Source organism: Microbacterium cremeum (assembly GCF_015277855.1).
GTDB lineage: Bacteria > Actinomycetota > Actinomycetes > Actinomycetales > Microbacteriaceae > Microbacterium > Microbacterium cremeum.
On the sequence record NZ_CP063812.1, the window covers coordinates 1,298,804 to 1,318,014 of the forward strand.

General features: G+C 72.1%; 13 protein-coding genes and 1 pseudogene. 7 read left to right on the forward strand and 7 right to left on the reverse strand.

Annotation, left to right across the window (positions count from 1 at the left end; all coding sequences use genetic code 11):
* Nucleotides 1–36: 36 nt before the first annotated feature.
* On the reverse strand, nt 37–978 hold the full coding sequence (locus tag IM778_RS05730) for a quinone oxidoreductase family protein (protein ID WP_194411090.1): 942 nt from the start codon (nt 976–978) through the stop codon (nt 37–39).
* 40 nt (nt 979–1,018) lie between these two features.
* Complete coding sequence (hrpA, locus tag IM778_RS05735) at nt 1,019–4,972, reverse strand: ATP-dependent RNA helicase HrpA (RefSeq protein WP_194411091.1); 3,954 nt, start codon at nt 4,970–4,972, stop codon at nt 1,019–1,021.
* Nucleotides 4,973–5,046: 74 nt separating this feature from the next.
* Between hrpA and IM778_RS05740 the strand changes: the two genes are divergently transcribed.
* The 6 genes from IM778_RS05740 to IM778_RS05765 are packed head-to-tail and all read left to right on the forward strand — an operon-like array spanning nt 5,047 to nt 10,489.
* Complete coding sequence (locus IM778_RS05740; RefSeq protein WP_194411092.1) at nt 5,047–5,736, forward strand: hypothetical protein; 690 nt, start codon at nt 5,047–5,049, stop codon at nt 5,734–5,736.
* Nucleotides 5,729–6,025: a winged helix-turn-helix domain-containing protein gene (locus tag IM778_RS05745; protein ID WP_194411093.1), complete on the forward strand. Its 297-nt coding sequence runs from the start codon at nt 5,729–5,731 to the stop codon at nt 6,023–6,025. Before IM778_RS05740 ends, IM778_RS05745 begins: the two co-directional genes overlap by 8 nt.
* The gene (locus tag IM778_RS05750; RefSeq protein ID WP_194411094.1) at nt 6,022–6,954 is read left to right on the forward strand and encodes an ABC transporter ATP-binding protein; all 933 of its coding nucleotides are present in this window, start codon (nt 6,022–6,024) and stop codon (nt 6,952–6,954) included. The genes IM778_RS05745 and IM778_RS05750 overlap by 4 nt, the downstream gene beginning before the upstream one ends.
* Nucleotides 6,951–7,736, forward strand: coding sequence for an ABC transporter permease (locus IM778_RS05755; RefSeq protein ID WP_194411095.1), 786 nt, complete (start codon nt 6,951–6,953; stop codon nt 7,734–7,736). Before IM778_RS05750 ends, IM778_RS05755 begins: the two co-directional genes overlap by 4 nt.
* Nucleotides 7,737–7,777: 41 nt before the next feature.
* Nucleotides 7,778–8,617: an aldo/keto reductase gene (locus tag IM778_RS05760; RefSeq protein ID WP_194411096.1), complete on the forward strand. Its 840-nt coding sequence runs from the start codon at nt 7,778–7,780 to the stop codon at nt 8,615–8,617.
* Nucleotides 8,618–8,635: 18 nt separating this feature from the next.
* Nucleotides 8,636–10,489 (forward strand): thioredoxin domain-containing protein, encoded by a 1,854-nt coding sequence (locus IM778_RS05765; protein ID WP_194411097.1) that lies wholly within the window; start codon nt 8,636–8,638, stop codon nt 10,487–10,489.
* Between the two features lie 6 nt (nt 10,490–10,495).
* Here the strand turns inward: IM778_RS05765 and IM778_RS05770 are convergent, their stop codons facing one another.
* Nucleotides 10,496–12,130, reverse strand: coding sequence for a dolichyl-phosphate-mannose--protein mannosyltransferase (locus tag IM778_RS05770; RefSeq protein ID WP_194411098.1), 1,635 nt, complete (start codon nt 12,128–12,130; stop codon nt 10,496–10,498).
* Nucleotides 12,131–12,153: 23 nt separating this feature from the next.
* Between IM778_RS05770 and rsmI the strand changes: the two are divergent.
* A pseudogene (rsmI, locus tag IM778_RS05775) lies at nt 12,154–12,971 on the forward strand (16S rRNA (cytidine(1402)-2'-O)-methyltransferase).
* A gap of 87 nt (nt 12,972–13,058) precedes the next feature.
* Here the strand turns inward: rsmI and IM778_RS05780 are convergent.
* From IM778_RS05780 to IM778_RS05795, 4 genes are all read right to left on the reverse strand, one after another.
* Entirely contained in the window at nt 13,059–15,248 is a 2,190-nt protein-coding gene (locus IM778_RS05780; RefSeq protein WP_194411099.1) for a glycosyl hydrolase 53 family protein, read from the reverse strand.
* A gap of 43 nt (nt 15,249–15,291) precedes the next feature.
* A complete protein-coding gene (locus IM778_RS05785; RefSeq protein WP_194411100.1) occupies nt 15,292–16,218 on the reverse strand; it encodes a sugar ABC transporter permease in 927 nt (308 codons plus the stop codon).
* A complete protein-coding gene (locus IM778_RS05790; RefSeq protein WP_194411101.1) occupies nt 16,218–17,834 on the reverse strand; it encodes an ABC transporter permease subunit in 1,617 nt (538 codons plus the stop codon). The genes IM778_RS05785 and IM778_RS05790 overlap by 1 nt, the downstream gene beginning before the upstream one ends.
* 143 nt (nt 17,835–17,977) lie before the next feature.
* Entirely contained in the window at nt 17,978–19,210 is a 1,233-nt protein-coding gene (locus IM778_RS05795; RefSeq protein WP_194411102.1) for a sugar ABC transporter substrate-binding protein, read from the reverse strand.
* Nucleotide 19,211 lies beyond the last annotated feature (1 nt).

Here is a 19,211-nt window from a genome sequence, read left to right on the forward strand (position 1 = left end):
GTCGAACTGTTGCGGCGCGGCCTCGCCGCGTGCGGGCTACGGCACCAGCGTGATCTTGCCGTCGGCGCCGGATTCGACCGCGCGATGCGCCTCGACCGCGTCGGTGAGCGGGAACGACGGTCCGAGCTCGACCGTGAACCGGTCCGCCGCGAGCAGTGCGAGGGTGACCGGCACCGCCTCGTCGCGCCACGACTGCTGCTGCGGCGTCAGCGGGACGGGCGATCCGCCCGAGAAGGCGCGGATGCCGAGGCCCGCGGCATCCTTCCCCCGCACGAGTGTCGCGATCCGAGCACGGTCGGCGACGAGGTCGATCGAGGTCTGCAGCGCCTCGTCGGTGCCCGCCGCGTCGATCGCGACGGTCAGACCGTTCGGCGCAGCCTCGCGCACGCGATCGATGAGGCCGTCGCCGTACGCGACGGGCGTCGCGCCGAGCGACCGCACGGTGTCGAACCGGCGCTCCGACGACGTCGCGACGACGGTCGCACCCCACAGCACGGCGTACTGGATGAGCGCCTGCCCGACCGCTCCCGAGCCGGCGTGGACGAGGAGCGTGTCGCCGGCGCCGACCGAGAGCGAACGGAGCGTCTGATACGCCGTGCCGACGGGGATGCCGAGCGCGGCGCCCTGCGCGGGCGTCACCTGCGGTGGCCGGGGGTGCGCCTGGGACGCCGGCACGACGACGTCGGTCGCGTAGGTCCCGCGGGCACCGGAGAAGACCACCGGGTCGCCGGTGCGGAAGCCGTCGACGTCGGCGCCGACCGCGGTCACGACCCCCGAGCCGTCGGCTCCCACGCGGCGGGGCTCGGTGATGGTGCCCGAGGGGCGCTTGCCGGAGCGCAGCTTCGCGTCGATCGGGTTGACGCCTGCCGCCTCGACGCGGATGACGAGCTCGCCGGCACCCGCCGTCGGCTCCGGGATCTCGATCGGGCGCAGGACCTCCGGTCCGCCGAACTCGGTGTAGGCGATCGCGATGCTCATGAGGGGCGCAACCCGCCTCGGCGGCGAGGGTATTCCCCGCTCACGCGGCCAGGGCCTTCTGGATGCGGGGGAGCGAGACCGGCTCGGCGGTGCCGAGCGACTGTGCGAACAGGCTCACCCGGTACTCCTCGAGCAGCCACCGCGCGTGCACGAGCGCCGCGGGGGCGTCGGGCGCCGCGGGTACGGTGCCGCCGGCGTCGGTGTAAAGCGCGGTCGCGCGCTCGAATTCGGTCAGGCGCTGGCGATCGCGGCCGGGGTTGTCGGACAGGGTGCGCACCCGGTCGAGGGCACCGCGGAGGTAGCGCGGGTAGTGGGCGAGACGCGTGGTGCCGGTGCGGGCGATGAAGCCCGGGAACACCAGGCCCGCGAGCTGGCCCTTGACGTCGTTCAGCGCCCCCAGCAGGGTCAGCGAATTCTGATCGCGGATCGCACGTTCGACGTCTCGCGCCGCGGTGAGGATGCGCGCGGTGAGCGACACCGTCTGGAACAGTTCGTCGACGACCGACGCCGAGAAGGCGTCGCGCGCCGACTCGAACCCGGCCCGGGTGCGCACGGGCGCGTCGCCCGTCGTGCGCGCGATGACGGCATCCGCCACCGCCACGCGCGCATCCTCGATCAGCGCCTTCGCCGACGGATAGGGGGATGCCGCCAGCGCCAGCTTCTCGGCGGAGGTCAGATGCTCGAGCACGTACGCCGCGGGCGATGCGACCGAGAGCAGCACGAGGCGCCGCACTCCCGCGCGGGTGGCGCGCGCCGCAGCCTCGGGCGTGGACTCCATGCGCAGGGCCACCGACGACCCCTCGTCGACGATCGCCGGATACCCGCGGACCACGCCGCCGGCGACGCGGGTGTCGACGATCTCGGGCAGGTCGCCGAACGACCAGTCGGTGACGCCGGTGCGCTCGGCGAACGCGGGGGACGCGTCCGCCGCGGACCCCGCACCCGCGGGTGCCTGCGGGCCGGGAACCCTCTTCGCGCCGCCGGGGGTGCGCGGCGAGCTCAGTGAGCGCGACACCGACGCGCGCACCCGGTCGGCGAGCCGCTCCTGCAGCGCGTCGAGGTCGCGACCCGAGCCCACCGTCCTGCCGCGCTCGTCGACGGCGCGGAACGACAGCTGTAGGTGCTCGGGCACGCGCTCGAGGTCGAAGTCCGCGGCGGCCACCGGCTGGCTCGCCACCCGATGGATGCGCGCGGCGAGCGCGTCGCGCAGGCTCGTGGCCGGAAGCCCGTCGTGGGCTTCGGGGCCCTGTCCGGCGAGGTCCTGGGCGAACGTCGCGGCCCAGTCCGCGGCGGGTACGACGTGGCGCCGGATCGCCTTGGGGAGCGAGCGGATGAGCGCCGTGACGAGCTCGTCGCGCATGCCGGGCACCTGCCAGTCGAAGCCGTCGGGGCGCAGCTGCGCGAGCAGGGCGAGCGGCACGATCGCGGTCACGCCGTCGTCGGGGGCGCCGGGCTCGAAGCGGTACGCGAGCGACAGCACCTGGTCGCCCTGGCGCCACCGCGCCGGGAAGTCGCGCTCGTCACCGCGCGACGCCTCGTCGACGAGGTCGGCCTCGGTCATGTCGAGCAGGCGCGGCGTGCGCGACGAGGCATCCTGCCACCAGGCCTCGAACGAGCGCGCATCGAACACATCGCGCGGGATGCGGGCGTCGTAGAACCGGTACACCGCCTCGTCGCCGACGAGGATGTCGCGACGGCGCTCGCGCTCCTCGACCTTCTCGAGGCGCCGGCGCAGCTCGAGGTTGCGGCGCTCGAACGCCGTCAGTCGCTTGTCGAGGTGCGAGGAGTCCCAGTCGCCCTCGACGAGCGCGTGGCGCAGGAAGAGCTCCCGGGCGAACGGGCGGTCGAAGCGGGCGAGCTGAACGCGGCGGCGCGGGACGATCTCGACGCCGAACAGCGTGACCTTCTCGTAGGCGGATGCCGCACCCGCCGTCTTCGACCAGTGCGGCTCGCTCAGCTGCCGCTTGGCGAGGTCGCCCGCGAGCGGCTCCGCCCATGCGGGGTCGATCGCCGCGACCGTGCGGGCGAACAGACGGCTCGTCTCGACCAGCTCGGCCGCCATGACGGCCTGTGGCTGCTTCTTCTTCAGGCCCGACCCCGGGAAGATGGCGAACCGCGCGCCGCGCGCGCCGACGTACTCGGCCTTGGGCGGTCGCGCGCCGCCCGGCGCGCGACGATCCTTCGGCGGCTGCGTGGTGCGCTGATCGAGGATGCCGATGTGCGACAAGAGGCCCGACAGGATCGCCTTGTGGAGCTCGTCCGGATCGGCGGTGCCGTCCGCCGCGCCGCGGGGGGCACTCACGAGCGCGCTCAGCTGGCGGTGGACATCGGCCCACTCACGCACGCGCACGTAGTTGAGGTGCTCCGCGCGGCACAGCCGCCGGAACGCGCTCGAGCCGAGCGAGGCCTGCTGTTCCTGCAGGTGGTTCCACAGGTTCAGCAGTGTGAGGAAGTCGCTCGTGGGGTCGGTGAACCGCGCATGCAGGCGGTCGGCCTCCTCGCGCCGCTCCTCGGGCCGTTCGCGCACGTCCTGGATCGACATCCCCGCCACGATCACGAGCACGTCGCGCAGCACCCCGCTGCGGCGCGCCTCGACGATCATGCGGGCGAAGCGGGGATCGATCGGCAGGCGTGAGATCTCGCGGCCCAGCTCGGTCAGCCGCGGACCCCGGTCGGCCTCGCCGCGTGGCCGCTCCTCGACTGCGCCCAGCTCGACGAGGAGGTCGAAAGCGGCCTTGACGCCCCGGGAGTCGGGAGGGGTCAGGAACGGGAACGACGAGATGTCGCCGAACCCGAGCGAGAGCATCTGCAGGATGACGGACGCGAGGCTCGTGCGCAGGATCTCGGGTTCGGTGAACTCCGGCCGCGCCTCGAAGTCCTCCTCGGCGTAGAGACGGATCGCGACACCCGGGCTGGTGCGCCCGGCGCGTCCGGAGCGCTGCTGCGCCGAGGCCTGCGAGACCGGCTCGATGGGAAGGCGCTGGATCTTGCTGCGGTTGCTGTAGCGCGAGATGCGCGCGGTGCCGGTGTCGACGACATAGCGGATGCCGGGGACCGTGAGGCTGGTCTCGGCCACGTTCGTCGCGAGGATCACGCGGCGGCGTACGCCCGCGACGGCGGAGCGATCGAACACCCGATGCTGCTCGGCCGAGGAGAGCCGGCCGTAGAGCGGCAGCACCTCGGTGGGTGCGGCATCCTTCGCGTACATGCCCCGCACGGCATCCATCGCGTCGCGGATCTCGGCCTCGCCGGGGAGGAAGACCAGCACGTCGCCCGGCGGCTCGCGGTCGAGCTCGCGCAGCGCCGCGGCGATGCCGTCCACGTCGTCAGGCGTGTCGTCTCGCGACGCGGTTCCTGAGCCTGTCGCAGGGCGCTCGCCGGCCGAGGCCGGTGGCCGGTAGCGGATCTCGACGGGGTACGTCCGGCCCGACACCTCGATGATGGGGGCGGGGGTGCCGTGGCGATCGGCGAAATGGGCCGCGAAGCTCTCGGGATCGATCGTCGCGCTCGTGACGATGACCTTGAGGTCGGGGCGCTGGGGGAGGACGCGCCTCAGGTAGCCGATGAGGAAGTCGACGTTGAGCGAGCGCTCGTGGGCCTCGTCGATGATGATCGTGTCGTAGCGGCGCAGGGTGCGGTCGCGGTGGATCTCGTTGAGCAGGATGCCGTCGGTCATGAGCGCGATGCGCGTGTCGGGCGACACCTTGTCGGTGAAACGGACCTTGTAGCCGACCACGCTCCCGAGCGGGACCTGCAGCTCCTCGGCGATCCGCTCCGCGATCGAGCGGGCCGCGATGCGGCGCGGCTGCGTGTGCGCGATGCGCGTGCGTCCGAGTTCGAGCGCGATCTTGGGGAGCTGCGTCGTCTTGCCCGACCCCGTCGCTCCCGCGACGATCACGACCTGGTGATCGCGGATGGCGCGGGCGATCTGGTCCCGCGCGGCGCTGACGGGCAGCTCGGGCGGGTACGAGATGACGGCTTCGGGCGCGGACATGGCCCTCCATCGTATGACGACGCGTGGATGCAAAGGGCTTGACGAACAAGAGTACTTTGCAGTACAAAGTAACCATGACCGAGAACGAAGACCTCCGTTCGACCGACGACGAGCCGCTCGATCCCGCGGCGATGCTCGCGCTGGTCGAGGACCAGCGCCGCAGTGTCGTCGGCCAGATCGCCTCGTTCGTGCCCGTCATCCTCACGATGTGGGGAATCGTGTGGCTCGTCGGCTTCGGCAGCCTCTGGCTCATCAGCGGACTGGCCCCGGCGTTCGCCCTGCCGGTCCCGGTCGCCGTGTCGATCTTCGTCGCGCTGCTCGTCGCCGCGATCGTGGTGTCGGCCGTGCTCGGCGCCCGCTCGGGGCGCGGCCGCCGCGGCAATCGGGCCGAGGCGTTCTCGGGGATCGTCTACGGCGTGAGCTGGATGGTCGGCGGCCTCGCGATCGTCGCGTTCGCGCAGGGCCTGGCCTACAACGGCATGCCCGCCGCGCTCGCGACGGTGTTCTATCCGGTGGCCTACGCACTGTTCGCGGGGCTCATGTACGTCATGTCGGCCGCGCTGTGGCGCGCCGTTCCGATGCTGGTCCTGGGCTTGTGGACGATCCTCGTCGCGGTGGCCGCCCCGTTCTTCGGGGTGCCGACCCACTATCTGGTGCTCGCACTGGGCTGCGGCCTGGGGTTCCTGGTGCTCGCGGTCGTGTCGTCCGTGCATCTGGCTCGCCTCCGGGCGCGCGCGGCGGGCGTGGAGGCCGGCCGTGGCTGAGCTCGACCCGGTCATCCACGCGCAGGGGCGGCTGCGGATCATGGCGAGCCTGTCGACCCTGACCGCGGGCGAGCAGATCACGTTCCCCCGCCTGCAGGAGCTGCTCGACATGACCGCCGGCAATCTGTCCACCCACGCGCGCAAGCTCGAGGAGGCCGGATACGTCCAGGTCGAGAAGGCCCATCGAGGGCGAACGCCCGTCACCTATCTCGCGCTGACCAAGCAGGGCCGGCGCGCGTTCGAGGACTACACCGAGGCCCTGCGCTCCGTCCTGGGAGAACTGCCATGATCGTCGCGGACTTCGCGCGCGTCACCCGCCGCTACGGCGACCTCGTCGCCGTGGACGACGTCAGCCTGCAGATCGAGGCGGGAGCCCTCGTGGGCCTCCTCGGTCCGAACGGCGCCGGTAAGACCACGCTGCTCTCGCTGTTGCAGGGACTGCGTCGCCCGACCGCCGGTCGCGTGACGCTGTTCGGCGCGGACCCGTCGGACCCGCGCAGCCGCCGCCTGCTCGGCACCACTCCGCAAGAGACCGCGCTGCCCGACACGCTGCGCGTCGGAGAGGTCATCGACTACGTCGGCGGGCACTTCTCCGACCGCACTCCGACCGCCGAGCTGGCGTCCGAGTTCGGCCTCGCCGAGCTGCTGCGACGGCAGTGCGGCTCGCTGTCGGGCGGGCAGAAGCGGCGGGTCGCGGTGGCGCTCGCGTTCGTCGGCCGGCCGCGCCTGGTGCTGCTGGACGAACCGACGACGGGTCTCGACGTCGATGCGCGCCGGGTGCTGTGGGCGGCGATCCGCCGGCAGCACGAGGCCGGCGCGACGGTCGTGGTCACGAGCCACTACCTCGAAGAGATCGAGGCGCTCGCCCAGCGTGTCGTCGTGCTCGGCGACGGCCGCGTGCTCGCCGACGACACGGTCTCCCGCGTCGTGGCGCGCGTGGGCGTCAGCCGCGTCGAACTCACCACGCGCGCTCCCGCCTCGATCGGCGAGCTTCCCGGCGTCGTGCGGCAGGAGCACGTCGACGGGCGAGAGGTGCTGACCGTGACGGATGCCGATGCCTTCGTCCGCGCGGTGGTCCGCGCCGGCGTCGACTTCCGCGACCTGATCGTCCGCGGCGCCACGCTCGAGGAGGCCTTCCTCGCGCTCACCGACGCCTCGGGCTCTGCCGCCGCCTCCGGCGCGGCGGCCTTCGCCTCGTCCGGAAAGGACCTGTCATGACGTACGCGCCCGTGCCGGCGGCATCCGCCCCCAGCACCTTGCGGCTGACCGCGCTGCACGCGAAGTACACGCTCATCGAGACGTTCCGCGTGCCGATCGCCGTCATCGGGACCGTGGTGTTCCCGGCCCTCGCGCTGCTGTTCTTCGTCGTGCCGCAGCGGAGCGTCGCCGATGTCGCGCTCTACGCCACGCAGGCGGTCATCTCGCTGTCGGTGTTCGCGGTGATGGCGAACTCGCTGTTCTCGTTCGGGCTCACGATCTCGGAGAGCCGCGAGAAGCCGTGGGACCCGTACCTGCGCACGCTGCCCGCACCCGGGATCGCGCGCGTGTTCGGGCAGATCCTGTCGACGGGCGCGCTCGGGCTGGTCGCCGTCCTCCCGGTCGTGGTCCTCGGCGGCCTCCTCACGGCGGCCGAGGCGCCGCCGCTGCGCATCGGTGCGGGCATCCTCGCGCTCGCGGTCGCCGCGATCCCGTTCATGCTCATCGGCACGGCGATCGGCTATGCACTGCCCTTCAAGGCGGCGATCGCGGTGATCCAGATCGTCATGTTCGCCCTCGCCTTCGTCGGCGGTCTGTTCCTGCCCCCGGTCCTCTTCGCCGACTGGCTGAATGACCTCTCGAAGTTCACGCCGTCGCGGCAGGCGCGCGAGTTCGTGATCTGGGCGGTCGAGGGGGGAACGCTCGAGTGGTGGGTGTGGGCGGGGATCGCGACCTGGACCGTCGTGATGCTCGTGGCCTCGCTCGCGCTGTACCGGCGCGACGAGGGCCGTCGCTACCGCTGAGCGCCGACCCGGAGCCCCTCCGGCGCTCGTAGGCTGGGAGCATGGCGAACGTTCCCTCCCTTGCCCTCAATGACGGCACCTCGATCCCCCAGCTCGGCTACGGCGTCTTCAAGGTGCCCCCGGCAGACACCGAGCGGGCCGTCGCCGAGGCGCTCGAGGTCGGGTACCGGCACATCGACACCGCTGCGATCTACGGGAACGAAGAGGGCGTCGGCGCCGCGGTCGCCGCGAGCGGCCTCGCGCGCGACGAGCTCTTCGTCACGACGAAGCTGTGGAACGACCGGCACGACGGTGACGAGCCGCACGCGGCGATCCGCGAGAGCCTCGACCGCCTCGGTCTCGAGCGCGTCGACCTGTACCTCGTGCACTGGCCGACCCCCGCGAAGGACAACTACGTCCACGCGTGGGAGAAGCTGATCGAGATCCGTGACGCGGGCCTCACGCGCAGCATCGGCGTCTCGAACCACCTGGTGCCCCACCTCGAGCGCATCGTGGCGGCGACCGGCGTCGTACCGGCCGTGAACCAGATCGAGCTGCACCCGGCATACCAGCAGCGCGAGATCACCGGATGGGCTGCCGCGAACGACGTCAGGATCGAGTCGTGGGGTCCGCTCGGGCAGGGCAAGTACGACCTGTTCGGGGCCGAGCCGGTCGCTGCCGCGGCGGCCGCGCACGGCAAGACGCCGGCTCAGGCGGTGCTGCGCTGGCACCTCCAGAAGGGGTTCATCGTCTTCCCGAAGTCGGTGCGCCGCGAGCGCCTCGAAGAGAACCTCGACGTGTTCGGCTTCGAGCTCAGCGATGCCGAGATGGCCGCGATCGACGCGATGGACCCGGGCGACGGTTCGGGCCGCGTCAGCTCGCACCCCGACGACGTCGACTGATCCTCCGGCCGTGATGACATGAATCCCCGCCTCGCGCGAGCGACGAGCCCGTACCTGAGAGCCCATGCGGGCAATCCGGTCGCGTGGTTCCCGTGGGGCGAGGAGGCCTTTGCGCTCGCACGCGAGCGCGACGTGCCGGTCATGGTGTCGATCGGCTACTCGACGTGCCACTGGTGCCATGTGATGGCCCGGGAGTCGTTCGAGGATGCCGAGACCGCCGCCGAGCTCGACGCCGGGTTCGTCAGTGTCAAGGTCGACCGGGAGGAGCATCCGGAGGTCGACGCGGCCTACATGGCGGCGGCCGCCGCGTTCTCGCGGAATCTGGGCTGGCCGCTCACGGTCTTCGTGACGCCCGGCGGCAAGCCGTTCTTCGCCGGGACGTACTTCCCGCCGGAGCCCCGCGCCGGCATGCCGTCGTTCCGTCAGGTGCTCGCCGCGGTGCGTGAGGCGTGGACCGACCGGCGCGGAGAGGTCGACGCGACCGCGGATGCCGTGACCGGCGCCCTCGCCGACGCCCGGGCCGCGATCGCGCCCGCGACAGGGGCGCCGACGGCCGACGACATCGCGGCGGCGGCGCGGGCCCTCGCCTCCCGTGAGGACCCGCGTCACGGCGGATTCGGCGATCCGGGGTCCCCGGCGCCGAAGTTCCCGATCGCGACGGCGCTGCGCCTCCTGCAGTCGCCCGTGGTGCGCGAGCGCGCGCCGGAGTCCGCGGCGGTCGCCGACCGTGCACTCGCCGCGATGGCGGGCTCCGAGCTGCGTGATGCAGTCGAGGGCGGCTTCTTCCGCTACGCGACGCGGCCGGACTGGACGGTGCCGCACTATGAGCGCATGCTCACCGACAACGCGCAGCTGCTGGACGTGGCGACGGATGCCGAGACGGTGACCGATGCCGGCGAGGTCGCGCGGGGCCTCGCGGGGTTCCTCCTCGACGTGCTGCAGCAGCCGGGCGGCGGCTTCGGCGCCGCGCAGGATTCCGAGTCCTGGATCGACGGGGTGCGCAGCGAGGGCGGCTACTACGCCCGCGACGCCGCGGGCCGCGCGGGGCTCGAGCCCCCGGCGGTGGACGGCAAGATCGTCACCGCGTGGAACGGCCTCGCGATCGGCGCGCTCGCCCGCGCGGGAGTCCGCGCCGGTGAGCCCCGGTGGCTCGAGGCGGCACGATGGGCTGCCGACGCCGTGCTGCAGACCAACGTCGACCGCGACGGGCGACTCGTGCGCGCGTCGCTCGACGAGATCGCCTCGCGGGCGTCGGCCACCCTGGCCGACTACGGCGACCTGGCCGCCGGGCTCGCCGCACTCGCGGTCGCGACGGGCGAGGTGGCGTACGCCGTCCGCGCGCGCGACCTCGTGACGGCCTGCCTGGCCCCCGACGGGTCGATCGCGGTGCCCGGTGGCGGGGACCCCGTGCTGTCGGCGCAGGGCGTCGGCGCACCGGATGCCGCGTCCGACGCCGACGAGCCCTCCGGCACCGCGGCGGTCGCCGAGGCCGCGTGCGCGCTGTGGCTCCTGGGCGCGGGGGAGGAGCACCGCGCGCTCGCCGAGCGGCTGGTGGCGTCGCACGGCCGGGCGGCGGTCGCGCGGCCGCTCGCCTACGGCGCGCTGCTGCGCGTCGCCGCGACGCTCGCGGTCGCCCCGCGGCAGGTCGTGGTCGTCAGCCCGACGAGCGCCGGTCCGCTCGCCGACGCCGCGCGCGGCATCCGTGCCGACGTCGTCGCCGTGCTGACGCCCGAACAGGCGCGCGAGTGGGCGGATGCCGGATTCTCGCTGTTCGCCGGCAAGTCGCTGCGCGGCGACGCGGCGACCGCGTACGATTGCCGCGACTTCGCGTGCCGGCTGCCGGTCACCGACCCCGCCGGACTCGTGGCGTGACGCCGGTCAGATCCAGCCCTGCATCCAGTTGTGCAGGCGCCAGAAGTCGTATGGCACGTTCATCGCCGAGATGACCGGGTACCAGAACGCCGAGAGCGCGAGCGCGACGCCGAGGAACACCAGCACGAGGCGCTGACCGGTGTGCCGCCGGTACGCGTCGGCTCCTGCCGGCCCTGCGATGTCGCAGAGGGCGAACGTGAGCGCAAGCAGCATGAACGGGAGCGTCAGCACCGTGTAGAACTGGAACACCGTGCGCTCCGGGAAGAACAGCCACGGCACGTAGGTGGCGGCGACGCCCGTCAGCACGAGCGCGTGCCGCCAGTCGCGCGAGACGACGAACCGGTATGCGAGGTACAGCACGGCCGCGACGCCGGCGTACCAGATGAGCGGATTCGGGATGCTCGAGACGACCTCCGAGCACCCGTTCGCGGCCACGCATCCGTTCTCGCCGAACGCGTCGTGGTGGTAGTACATGCCCGTCGGCCGCAGCAGCAGCGGCCACTGCCACGCCGGGCTCTGATAGCTGTGGTCGGCCACGATCTGCGATGCGGCGTTGTACATCGTGACGTGGTTGATCCACAGGCTCTGCAGCGGCAGCGGCACCCACGCGAACAGCCCGGTCGCAGGGTCCGCGTCTGCCGCGTGCCGGTCGTAGCCCCCGTCGGTCACGAGCCAGCCCGTCCACGACGCGACGTAGACGACGACGGCGATCGGCACGAGGAGCACGAACGTCACCGCCCCTTGGCGCAGGGCGTCGGTCGGCCACAGCAGCACGCCCGCGCGTCGCCGCGCGAGGGCGTCGGTGATGACGAGGTACAGGCCGAGCGCCGCGAGCACCCAGACTCCCGACCACTTCACGGCCGTCGCAGCGCCCAGCGCCGCGCCGGCTGCGACGATCCACGGGCGGTTCCACAGCACCGGTCCCCACGTCGGCGGCTGGTCGCCCGCGTACCGCGCGGCGACCGTCTGCGCGATCCGGGTCATCGTCCGCTCGCGGTCGACCACGATGAACAGCACGGCGAGCAGCACCAAGAACGTCAGCGGGGTGTCGAGGAGTGCGACGCGGCTCATGGAGATCGCGAGGCCGTCGACGGCCATGAGCAGGCCCGCCACGACCGCGAACGTCGTCGAGCGGGTGAGCCGCTTCGCGATCAGCATCAGCAGCAGAACGGCCGCCGTGCCGAGCAGCGCGGTCGTGAGACGCCATCCCCAGCCGGACTCGGGCCCGAGCACCAGCATCCCGAGCCCGATGATCCACTTGCCGAGCGGCGGGTGCACGACGAAGGCCGGGTCCGTCGAGAACACGTCGACGTCTCCCGAGAGGAAGCTCGCGTTCGCGTCCGACGGCCACGCCCCCTCGTAGCCGAGGTGCAGCAGCGTCCACCCGTCCTTGACGTAGTACGTCTCGTCGAACTGGTTCATCAGGTCGTGCGCCGCGCCGAGGTTCCACACGCGCAGCAGGCCGGCCAGCAGCACGACGAGCGCCGGGCCCAGCCACGCGTACAGCCGCCGTGCACGCGCGTCCTCGTGCACACGGCGCGCGAAGCGGTCGTACACGCTGGGGCGCGCCGGGGGGAGGAGCGGTGCGGCGGGGGGTTCGGCGCTGTACTGGTCGACAGGGGGCCGGGCGGCGTCCGTCACCCGGCCAAGTCTAGGCTGAGGGCGTGATCATCCTCGCGGCGACGCCCATCGGAAACCTCGGGGACGCCTCGCGCCGGCTCGTCGAGGCGCTCGAACAGGCCACGGTCATCGCCGCCGAGGACACGCGCACGACGCAGCGCCTGCTCGCGGGGCTCGCGGTGACGAACCGCCCGCGCCTCATCGCGCTGCACGACCACAACGAGAAGGACCGGGCGCCCGAGCTCGTCGAGCTCGCGCGCGAGCAGGACGTCCTGGTGCTCAGCGACGCCGGCATGCCCACCGTCAGCGATCCGGGGTACGGAGTCGTCGCCGCGGCGGCCGCGGCCGGCGTCCCGGTGACGGCGATCCCGGGCCCGAGCGCCGTCGTGACCGCGCTCGCGGTGTCGGGCCTGCCGACCGACCGGTTCACGTTCGAGGGGTTCGTCGGCCGCAAGCAGGGCGAGCGCCTGGTGGCGTTCCGCGTGCTCGCCGGCGAGCCGCGCACGATGGTGTTCTTCGAGGCGCCGTCGCGTGTGGCCGCGACCCTCGCCGACATGGCCGCCGAGTTCGGCGAGGATCGGCGCGCGGCCGTGTGCCGCGAGCTGACGAAGCTGCACGAGGAGGTCGCGCGCGGCACCCTCGCCGAGCTCGTCGAGTGGGCGGAGGGCGGGGTGCGCGGCGAGGTCGTGATCGTGGTGGGGGTGCGGCGGCGCGCGCCATCGCGTTCCCCGATGCGGTCGCGCAGGTGCTCGCGCTCGTCGCCGGCGGGGCGCGGCGCAAGGACGCCGCGGGCGAAGTGTCCCAGGTCACCGGACACTCCAGCCGCGAGCTGTATCAGGCGTCGCTCACCCCGCGCGCGTAAGGCACCCCGCGCGCGTGAGGCACCCCGCGCACGTGAGGCACCCCGCGCACGTGAGGCACCCCACGGGCGCGAGGCGCCGGCGGCGCCTCACGCCTTGACCTTCTTGAGGCGGTGGATCGCCTTCTCGACGAGCTTCGTGGCCGATTTCACGTCGGCGGTGGTCGCCTTCGACCCGGCGACCACGACCTCACCCACGGCGACCGCGTCGTCGAGGGCGGCGAGCGAGGCGGCGGTGTAGCGGTCGCGATCGACGGATGCCGCCGCCGCGAGCGCCCGCTCGAGCGCCGTCGTGTCGGCCTGCTCGCCGCCGGCCGTCGCCGCGTCCACGAGGCGCACCTCGTCGAGGACCCCCCACGCGCCGGCCGACAACGAGAACTCGGCCGAGATCTCGACGACTCCGTCATCGCCCACGACGATCCCGGGCACCGTGGCGGTGCGGAAGTCGTTCCAGACGGTGAGCTCCAGCGGCGCGCTCCAGGTGCCCGCCGACGTCGTCGCCCGGAGCGTCCGCACGTCGGTGGCGGGACTGTTGGTGCCCTGCGTCGTCGCCTGCAGCACATACGTGCCCGCGGGCACTCCGGCGATGGTCTGCGACGCCGACGCCTGGTACGCCGATCCGCTCCAGAAGGTGACGGCGTAGTCGCCCGCGAAGCCGTCGGCCGTCTCCTGCCGGGCCGCCGGGCCCGTGAGCGTCCACGCGCTCATGTCGGCGCTCTCGAACCCCGAGTTCTCGACCAGGTTCGGCGCGTCCACCCTCACGGTCGCCGTCACCGTGAGCCCCGAGCCGGTGCGTCCGGGGATCGAGTACGTGCCGGCCCCGCGGATCCACGCGACCGCGTCGCTCCAGGTGAGCGCGTGGTGCTCGAGGGTGCCGTCGTTGTAGCCGACTTCGATCGTCTCAGGCAGCGCGACCGGATCGCCGTCGACGACGACGAGCGACACCTGCTCGACCGACACGATCTCACGCGGTGCCACCGCGCCGGTGCGCACGTACGAGAACGTCCTGAGCGACTCCAGGGGGGTGCCGTCCCACGCGAAGAGGGACTGGTTGTCCCACGCCGATCCGCCGTAGTACTGCCCGACGTGCAGCGGGTCGTAGTCGCTCGCGGCGCTGGTCGCCCAGCCCGAGCCGAACTGCTCCCACAGCAGGCGGTTCGTCTCGATCTCGGACGCCGGACCGACCGGAAGCCACGCCGGCTCCCAGTAGTACACGCCGATGCCCGCCTCGCCGACGGCGGCGACCGCCGCGATCACATCGCGCAGCTCCCACGCCTGACCCTGCACGCTCGCCGGGTAGTGGCCGGTGATGCCGCCCGCGCCGATGACGTTCGGATAGCCGTCGCCGTCCTCGAGGGTGTGCGCCCAGCTGGTCTCGGCGACGATGACCTGCTTGCCGTAGGCCGTGGCGATCTGCGACAGCACCGCGGTCAGGTTGTCGATCGAGCCGTGCCAGTACGGGTAGTACGAGCTCGCGAAGACGTCGTAGTCCACGCCGAAGGCGTCGAGCCCCGCCGCGTAGGTCGCGTACCGGCCCTGCGTCTCGGGGTTCGTGAAGTGCACGGCGACGAGGGCGTCGGGGAGCACCTCGCGCACGGCGGCGCTGCCCGCCGAGACGAGCGCCGCGAACTGGGCGTCGATCTGCCGGCCGGGCCGGGTGTGACCGGCGATGGCGTTGTTGGTCTCGTTGCCGATCTGCACCATCCGCACATCGACGCCCGCGTCCGCGAAGCGCTGCAGCGCGTCGGCGGTGAAGTCGTGGAGCGCGGCGACGGTGTCGGCGTCGCTGAGCTGCGCCCACGCCTTCGGCACCAGCTGGCGGGCGGGGTCCGCCCAGAAGTCGGAGTAGTGGAAGTCCACGAGGACGTCCAGCCCGGCGGCGGTGGCGCGCTCCCCGATCCGGACGGCCCGATCGACGTCGACGGTGCCGCCGCCGTAGCCGCGGCCCTCGGCGTCGTACGGGTCGTTCCAGACGCGCACGCGCACCGAGTTCACACCGTGGTCGGCGAGCACCTCGAACAGGTCGGAGGGAGTGCCCGCGGCATCCCGGAACACCACGCCGCTCTCTTCGAGCGAGAGGACGGTCGACACGTCGACCCCCATCGCGAAGTCCTCGGCGAGCCCGTCGACCGCGTCGACGAAGATGCCGGCGTCGACTGGTCCGGTGGCGCCCGCCGAAGCGGCGGGGACGGCGAACGCACCCGTGCCGACGACGGCGACGGATGCCGCGACCGCGGTGAGCGCGCGCCGGAGGCGGCGGGAAGGGGAGGGATGAGTCATGCGATTCTCCGATCGACGGTGATCAGTGGGCAGATGGACGGGGTCAGCCTTTGACCGAACCCGCGGTGAGGCCGCCGACGATGTAGCGCTGCAGCGACAGGAACAGGACGAGGACGGGGATCGCGGCGATCACGGCGCCCGCCGCGAACAGACCCCAGTTCGAGGCGAGCTGGTTCGACACCCATTGGTACATCCCGACGGCGAGCGTCCAGTTGTCTTCCGAGACGAGGACGATCTTGGCGATGATGTAGTCGCCGAACGCCGCGATGAACGCCAGCAGTGCGACGACCGCCAGGATGGGCGTGACGAGCGGCATGATGAGCCGCCAGAAGATCTGCGCATGGGTCGCGCCGTCGATCTTCGCCGACTCGTCGATCTCGATCGGCACGGTGTTGAAGAAGCCGTACATGAGGAACGTGTTCACGCCGAGCGCTCCGCCGAGGTACACGCAGATGAGGGCGATCTTCGAGTTGAGCCCGAGCGCCGGAACGACCTCGCCGAGTGCCAGCAGCATGAGGAAGATCGCGACGAAGGCCAGCGCCTGCGGGAACATCTGGATGATGAGCAGGCCCGTGAGGCTCGCGCGACGGCCGGTGAAGCGGAACCGCGAGAACGCGTACGCCGCCGCCGCGCCCATGAGCACCGCGCCGACCGCGGCGACGCCGCCGACGAGCAGCGTGTTGCCCGCCCACGTCCAGAACCTCGTCTCGGCGAGCGCGGCGTAGTTCGACAGGTCGATGACGCTGAACAGGGCGTTGCTGGCCGCCAGCGTGCCGCGCGGGTTCAGCGACGCCGAGAGCACGTACACGAGCGGGAACACCGCGTAGAAGATCACGACGACCGCGAGCAGGTACTTCCAGCCGACCTCGAGCACCCAGCGGCGTCGCCGGGCGGAGCGGCGGTCGACGCGCCCGGCGGAGGCGGGGGCGGAGGCGGCGGTGCGCGTGGTGGCGCCGGCAGAGGTGGACATCACTGGAACTCCTCGAGCTTGCGGGTCTGCCGGAACGCGATCGCCGAGATGCCACCCACCACCGCGAACACCAGGATCGACAGGGCGCTCGCCAGCCCGTAGTCGGCGGCGCCGCCGGAGACGCCCGAGATGTCGTAGATGGCGGAGATCAGGATGTCGGTGGCCCCGAGCGCGTACGGCGCCCCCGGGATGGCGGGGCCGCCGCCGTTGAACATGTAGATGACCGTGAAGTTGTTGAAGCTGAACGCGAAGGACGAGATCAGCAGGGGAGCGGTCGCGACCAGGACCAGCGGCAGGATGATCGAGCGCAGCTGCCTCGTCCGCCCGGCGCCGTCGATCGAGGCCGCCTCGAGCGTGTCCTTCGGGAGCGCCTGCAGCGCGCCCGTGCACACCAGGAAGTAGTACGGGTAGGTGAGCCACAGGTTGACCCACACCACGGCCGCCCGGGCCAGCCAGGGGTCGCCCAGCCAGTTGATGTTCGCGCCGAAGAAGAACAGATCGTTGATCACCCCGAACTCGGCGTTGAACATGCCGCGGAACAGCAGCGCCGACATGAACGCCGGGAACGCGTAGGGGAGGATGTACAGGGTCCGCAGGAACCGGCGGCCCTTCAGACGCGCGTCGTTGTAGATGATCGCGAGGATCAGCCCGAGTGCGAACGGCAGCAGCACCGACAGCGTCGCGAACGCGAAGGTCCACACCGTCACCGTCGCCAGCGTCTGCGCGAGGGCCGGGTCGGTGAACAGCCGCAGGAAGTTGTCGAATCCGACGTTCACGTACCACCCCGCGGGCAGCGCCCTGCCGTCCTCGGCGACGAACGACCCGCGGTCCGCGGCGGTGTAGACCGTCCCGGTGGTGGTGTCGGTGATCGTCTGCGCCTCGGCATCCCACACCAGCGTCGACTCGTAGACCGCACCCGACGAGCCGTCGCGCGTGCGGATGGAGCCGTCGTTGGGGTCGTCCGACACGGGCACCCGCAGGCTTGCGATCTGCGCCTGCAGCCCAGGGTCGGTGATGACGATCGCGCGCGGGACGACCTCCCACCCCGGCACCTCCGTCGGTGCGCCGCCGCTGCCGACGTCGGCGTCGCGGACCCGCGTGAGGGGCTCCTCCGCCGTGCCGACCAGCACGTCGCCGTCGTCGTCCACGATCGCGAAGCCGAGCTCGTCGCCGCGCTCGAGCACCGCGAGGGGGTAGACGGGCGAGCCCTCGACGCGGCGCTCGCCCTGGATGAGCGCGGCCTCCACGGCCTGTTCCTGAGTCCCGGCGTGACCGGTGCCGTAGTTCGTGAAGGCGATGTAGGCGGTGTAGCCGAAGATGAACACCTGGAAGACGAGCAGGAACACCAGCCCGGGAAGCAGGTACTTCAGCGGCAGTGCACGCTTCGTGAAGTAGACGATGTCGGCGGCCAGCAGCAGCGCGAGCGCTGCGCCGAAGATCACCCACGACTCGGCGCGGAACGCGCTGATCAGAGCCATGACGCCGAAGGCGTTGACGAGGGCCATGAGCGCGAGCTTCGCGAGGAAGCCCCAGCCGGGGCCTCGCCAGCGGCGGGCGTGGGACTCGCGAGGCGGCTTCTCGGCCGTCGTCGGCGTAGGGGGTGCGTCCACCGTCATCGGTGTGCTCCTGTCGCGGGGCATCGCCGGCGGGTGCCGGCTCGGAGGGAATGGGGTCCGGGAGGCGGGGAGAGGCACTCACCCGCCTCCCGGAGTCTTCTCGGCCGCGCGGATCTCGGCCGCGCGGCCGAGATCCGCTGGGCTCAGCCGGCGACGGCGGCCTGCACGTCGGCGACCATCGTGTTCCAGGTCGCGACCGGGTCGGCGCCGTTGATGATCTGCGACTGCGCGGCGTTCCACAGATCCCACACCGAGCCCATCTCGGGGATGCTCGGCATCGGGACGCCGTTCTGCGCCGACGCGAGGAAGCCCGCGATGATCGGATCGGAGGAGACCTCGGTGGCCAGCGTGGACCACGCCGGGATGCGCGGGTCGGCCTCGTACAGCGCGCGCTGCGCCTCCTCGGTGCCGAGATAGTTCACGAGGAACTCCTGGGCGAGCAGAGCGTTCGCGGACTGCGAGCTCACGTAGAAGCTCTGCACGCCCACGAACGGCGCGGCCGTCTCTCCGCCCGCCGACGGGATCGGGTTCACGGCGATGTTCGCGACATCGGGGTAGGCGCTGATCGCCCACGGTCCCTGGATCGTGTACGGGGCCTGGCCCGAGTTGAACAGCTCGTTGTTGATGTCGTAGTCGACGGTCGTCGAGATGTACCCGGTGCCGCCGGTGCCGTTCGCCCCGAGCCAGGAGGCGAACGCCTCGCCGCCGGGGCCGCCCATGCCGACCTCGGTCGTGTAGGAGCCCGATGCGTCCTGCACGAAGACCGGGGCGCCGAACGACGTCTGGAAGCCGTACATCGTGTAGCCGTCGCCGGTCTCGCCGTTGGTGTTGATGACGAACGGCCGCTCGGCGCCGGAGGCGACGCCGTTCTGGATCATCTCGTCCCACGTGGCCGGCGCGTCCGCGCCGACGAGGTCGACGTTCTGCACGAGCGCGATGGTCTCGAGCGAATACGGGAGCGCATACAGCTGTCCGTCGTACGTCATGGCTTCGAGGGCCACCGGCTCGAACTCGGACGCGGTGGCCCCGAGGTCGATGGTGTCGACGACGCCCGCCGCGACGAGCGCGCCCAGCCAGTCGTGGGCGCCGACGGTGATGTCGGGGCCCTCGCCGGTCGGCACCTGCGCGATGAAGTCGTTGCGGAGGTCCTCGAAGTTCTTCTGCACCAGCGTGACGGTCGCGCCGGTCTCCTCCTCGAAGGCGGCGGCGGCAGCGGCGATGCCCTCCTCGCGCTCCTCGTCGGTCCAGATGACGAGCTCGGCGCCGCTGCCGTCGGTGTCGTCGCCGTCGTTGTCGGCCGAACCGCCGGCTGAGCAGCCGGCGAGGACGACCGCTGCCGTGAGCGCCAGCGCTCCGAGTGCGATCTGCTTTCGCATG

Excerpts from the sequence above, each read along its gene's own strand:
- IM778_RS05730 (WP_194411090.1), bottom strand. The coding sequence starts at position 978 with ATGAGCATCGCGATCGCCTACACCGAGTTCGGCGGACCGGAGGTCCTG.
- hrpA (WP_194411091.1), bottom strand. The coding sequence starts at position 4,972 with ATGTCCGCGCCCGAAGCCGTCATCTCGTACCCGCCCGAGCTGCCCGTC.
- IM778_RS05740 (WP_194411092.1), top strand. The coding sequence starts at position 5,047 with ATGACCGAGAACGAAGACCTCCGTTCGACCGACGACGAGCCGCTCGAT.
- IM778_RS05750 (WP_194411094.1), top strand. The coding sequence starts at position 6,022 with ATGATCGTCGCGGACTTCGCGCGCGTCACCCGCCGCTACGGCGACCTC.
- IM778_RS05755 (WP_194411095.1), top strand. The coding sequence starts at position 6,951 with ATGACGTACGCGCCCGTGCCGGCGGCATCCGCCCCCAGCACCTTGCGG.
- IM778_RS05760 (WP_194411096.1), top strand. The coding sequence starts at position 7,778 with ATGGCGAACGTTCCCTCCCTTGCCCTCAATGACGGCACCTCGATCCCC.
- IM778_RS05765 (WP_194411097.1), top strand. The coding sequence starts at position 8,636 with ATGAATCCCCGCCTCGCGCGAGCGACGAGCCCGTACCTGAGAGCCCAT.
- IM778_RS05780 (WP_194411099.1), bottom strand. The coding sequence starts at position 15,248 with ATGACTCATCCCTCCCCTTCCCGCCGCCTCCGGCGCGCGCTCACCGCG.
- IM778_RS05785 (WP_194411100.1), bottom strand. The coding sequence starts at position 16,218 with ATGTCCACCTCTGCCGGCGCCACCACGCGCACCGCCGCCTCCGCCCCC.
- IM778_RS05790 (WP_194411101.1), bottom strand. The coding sequence starts at position 17,834 with ATGACGGTGGACGCACCCCCTACGCCGACGACGGCCGAGAAGCCGCCT.
- IM778_RS05795 (WP_194411102.1), bottom strand. The coding sequence starts at position 19,210 with ATGCGAAAGCAGATCGCACTCGGAGCGCTGGCGCTCACGGCAGCGGTC.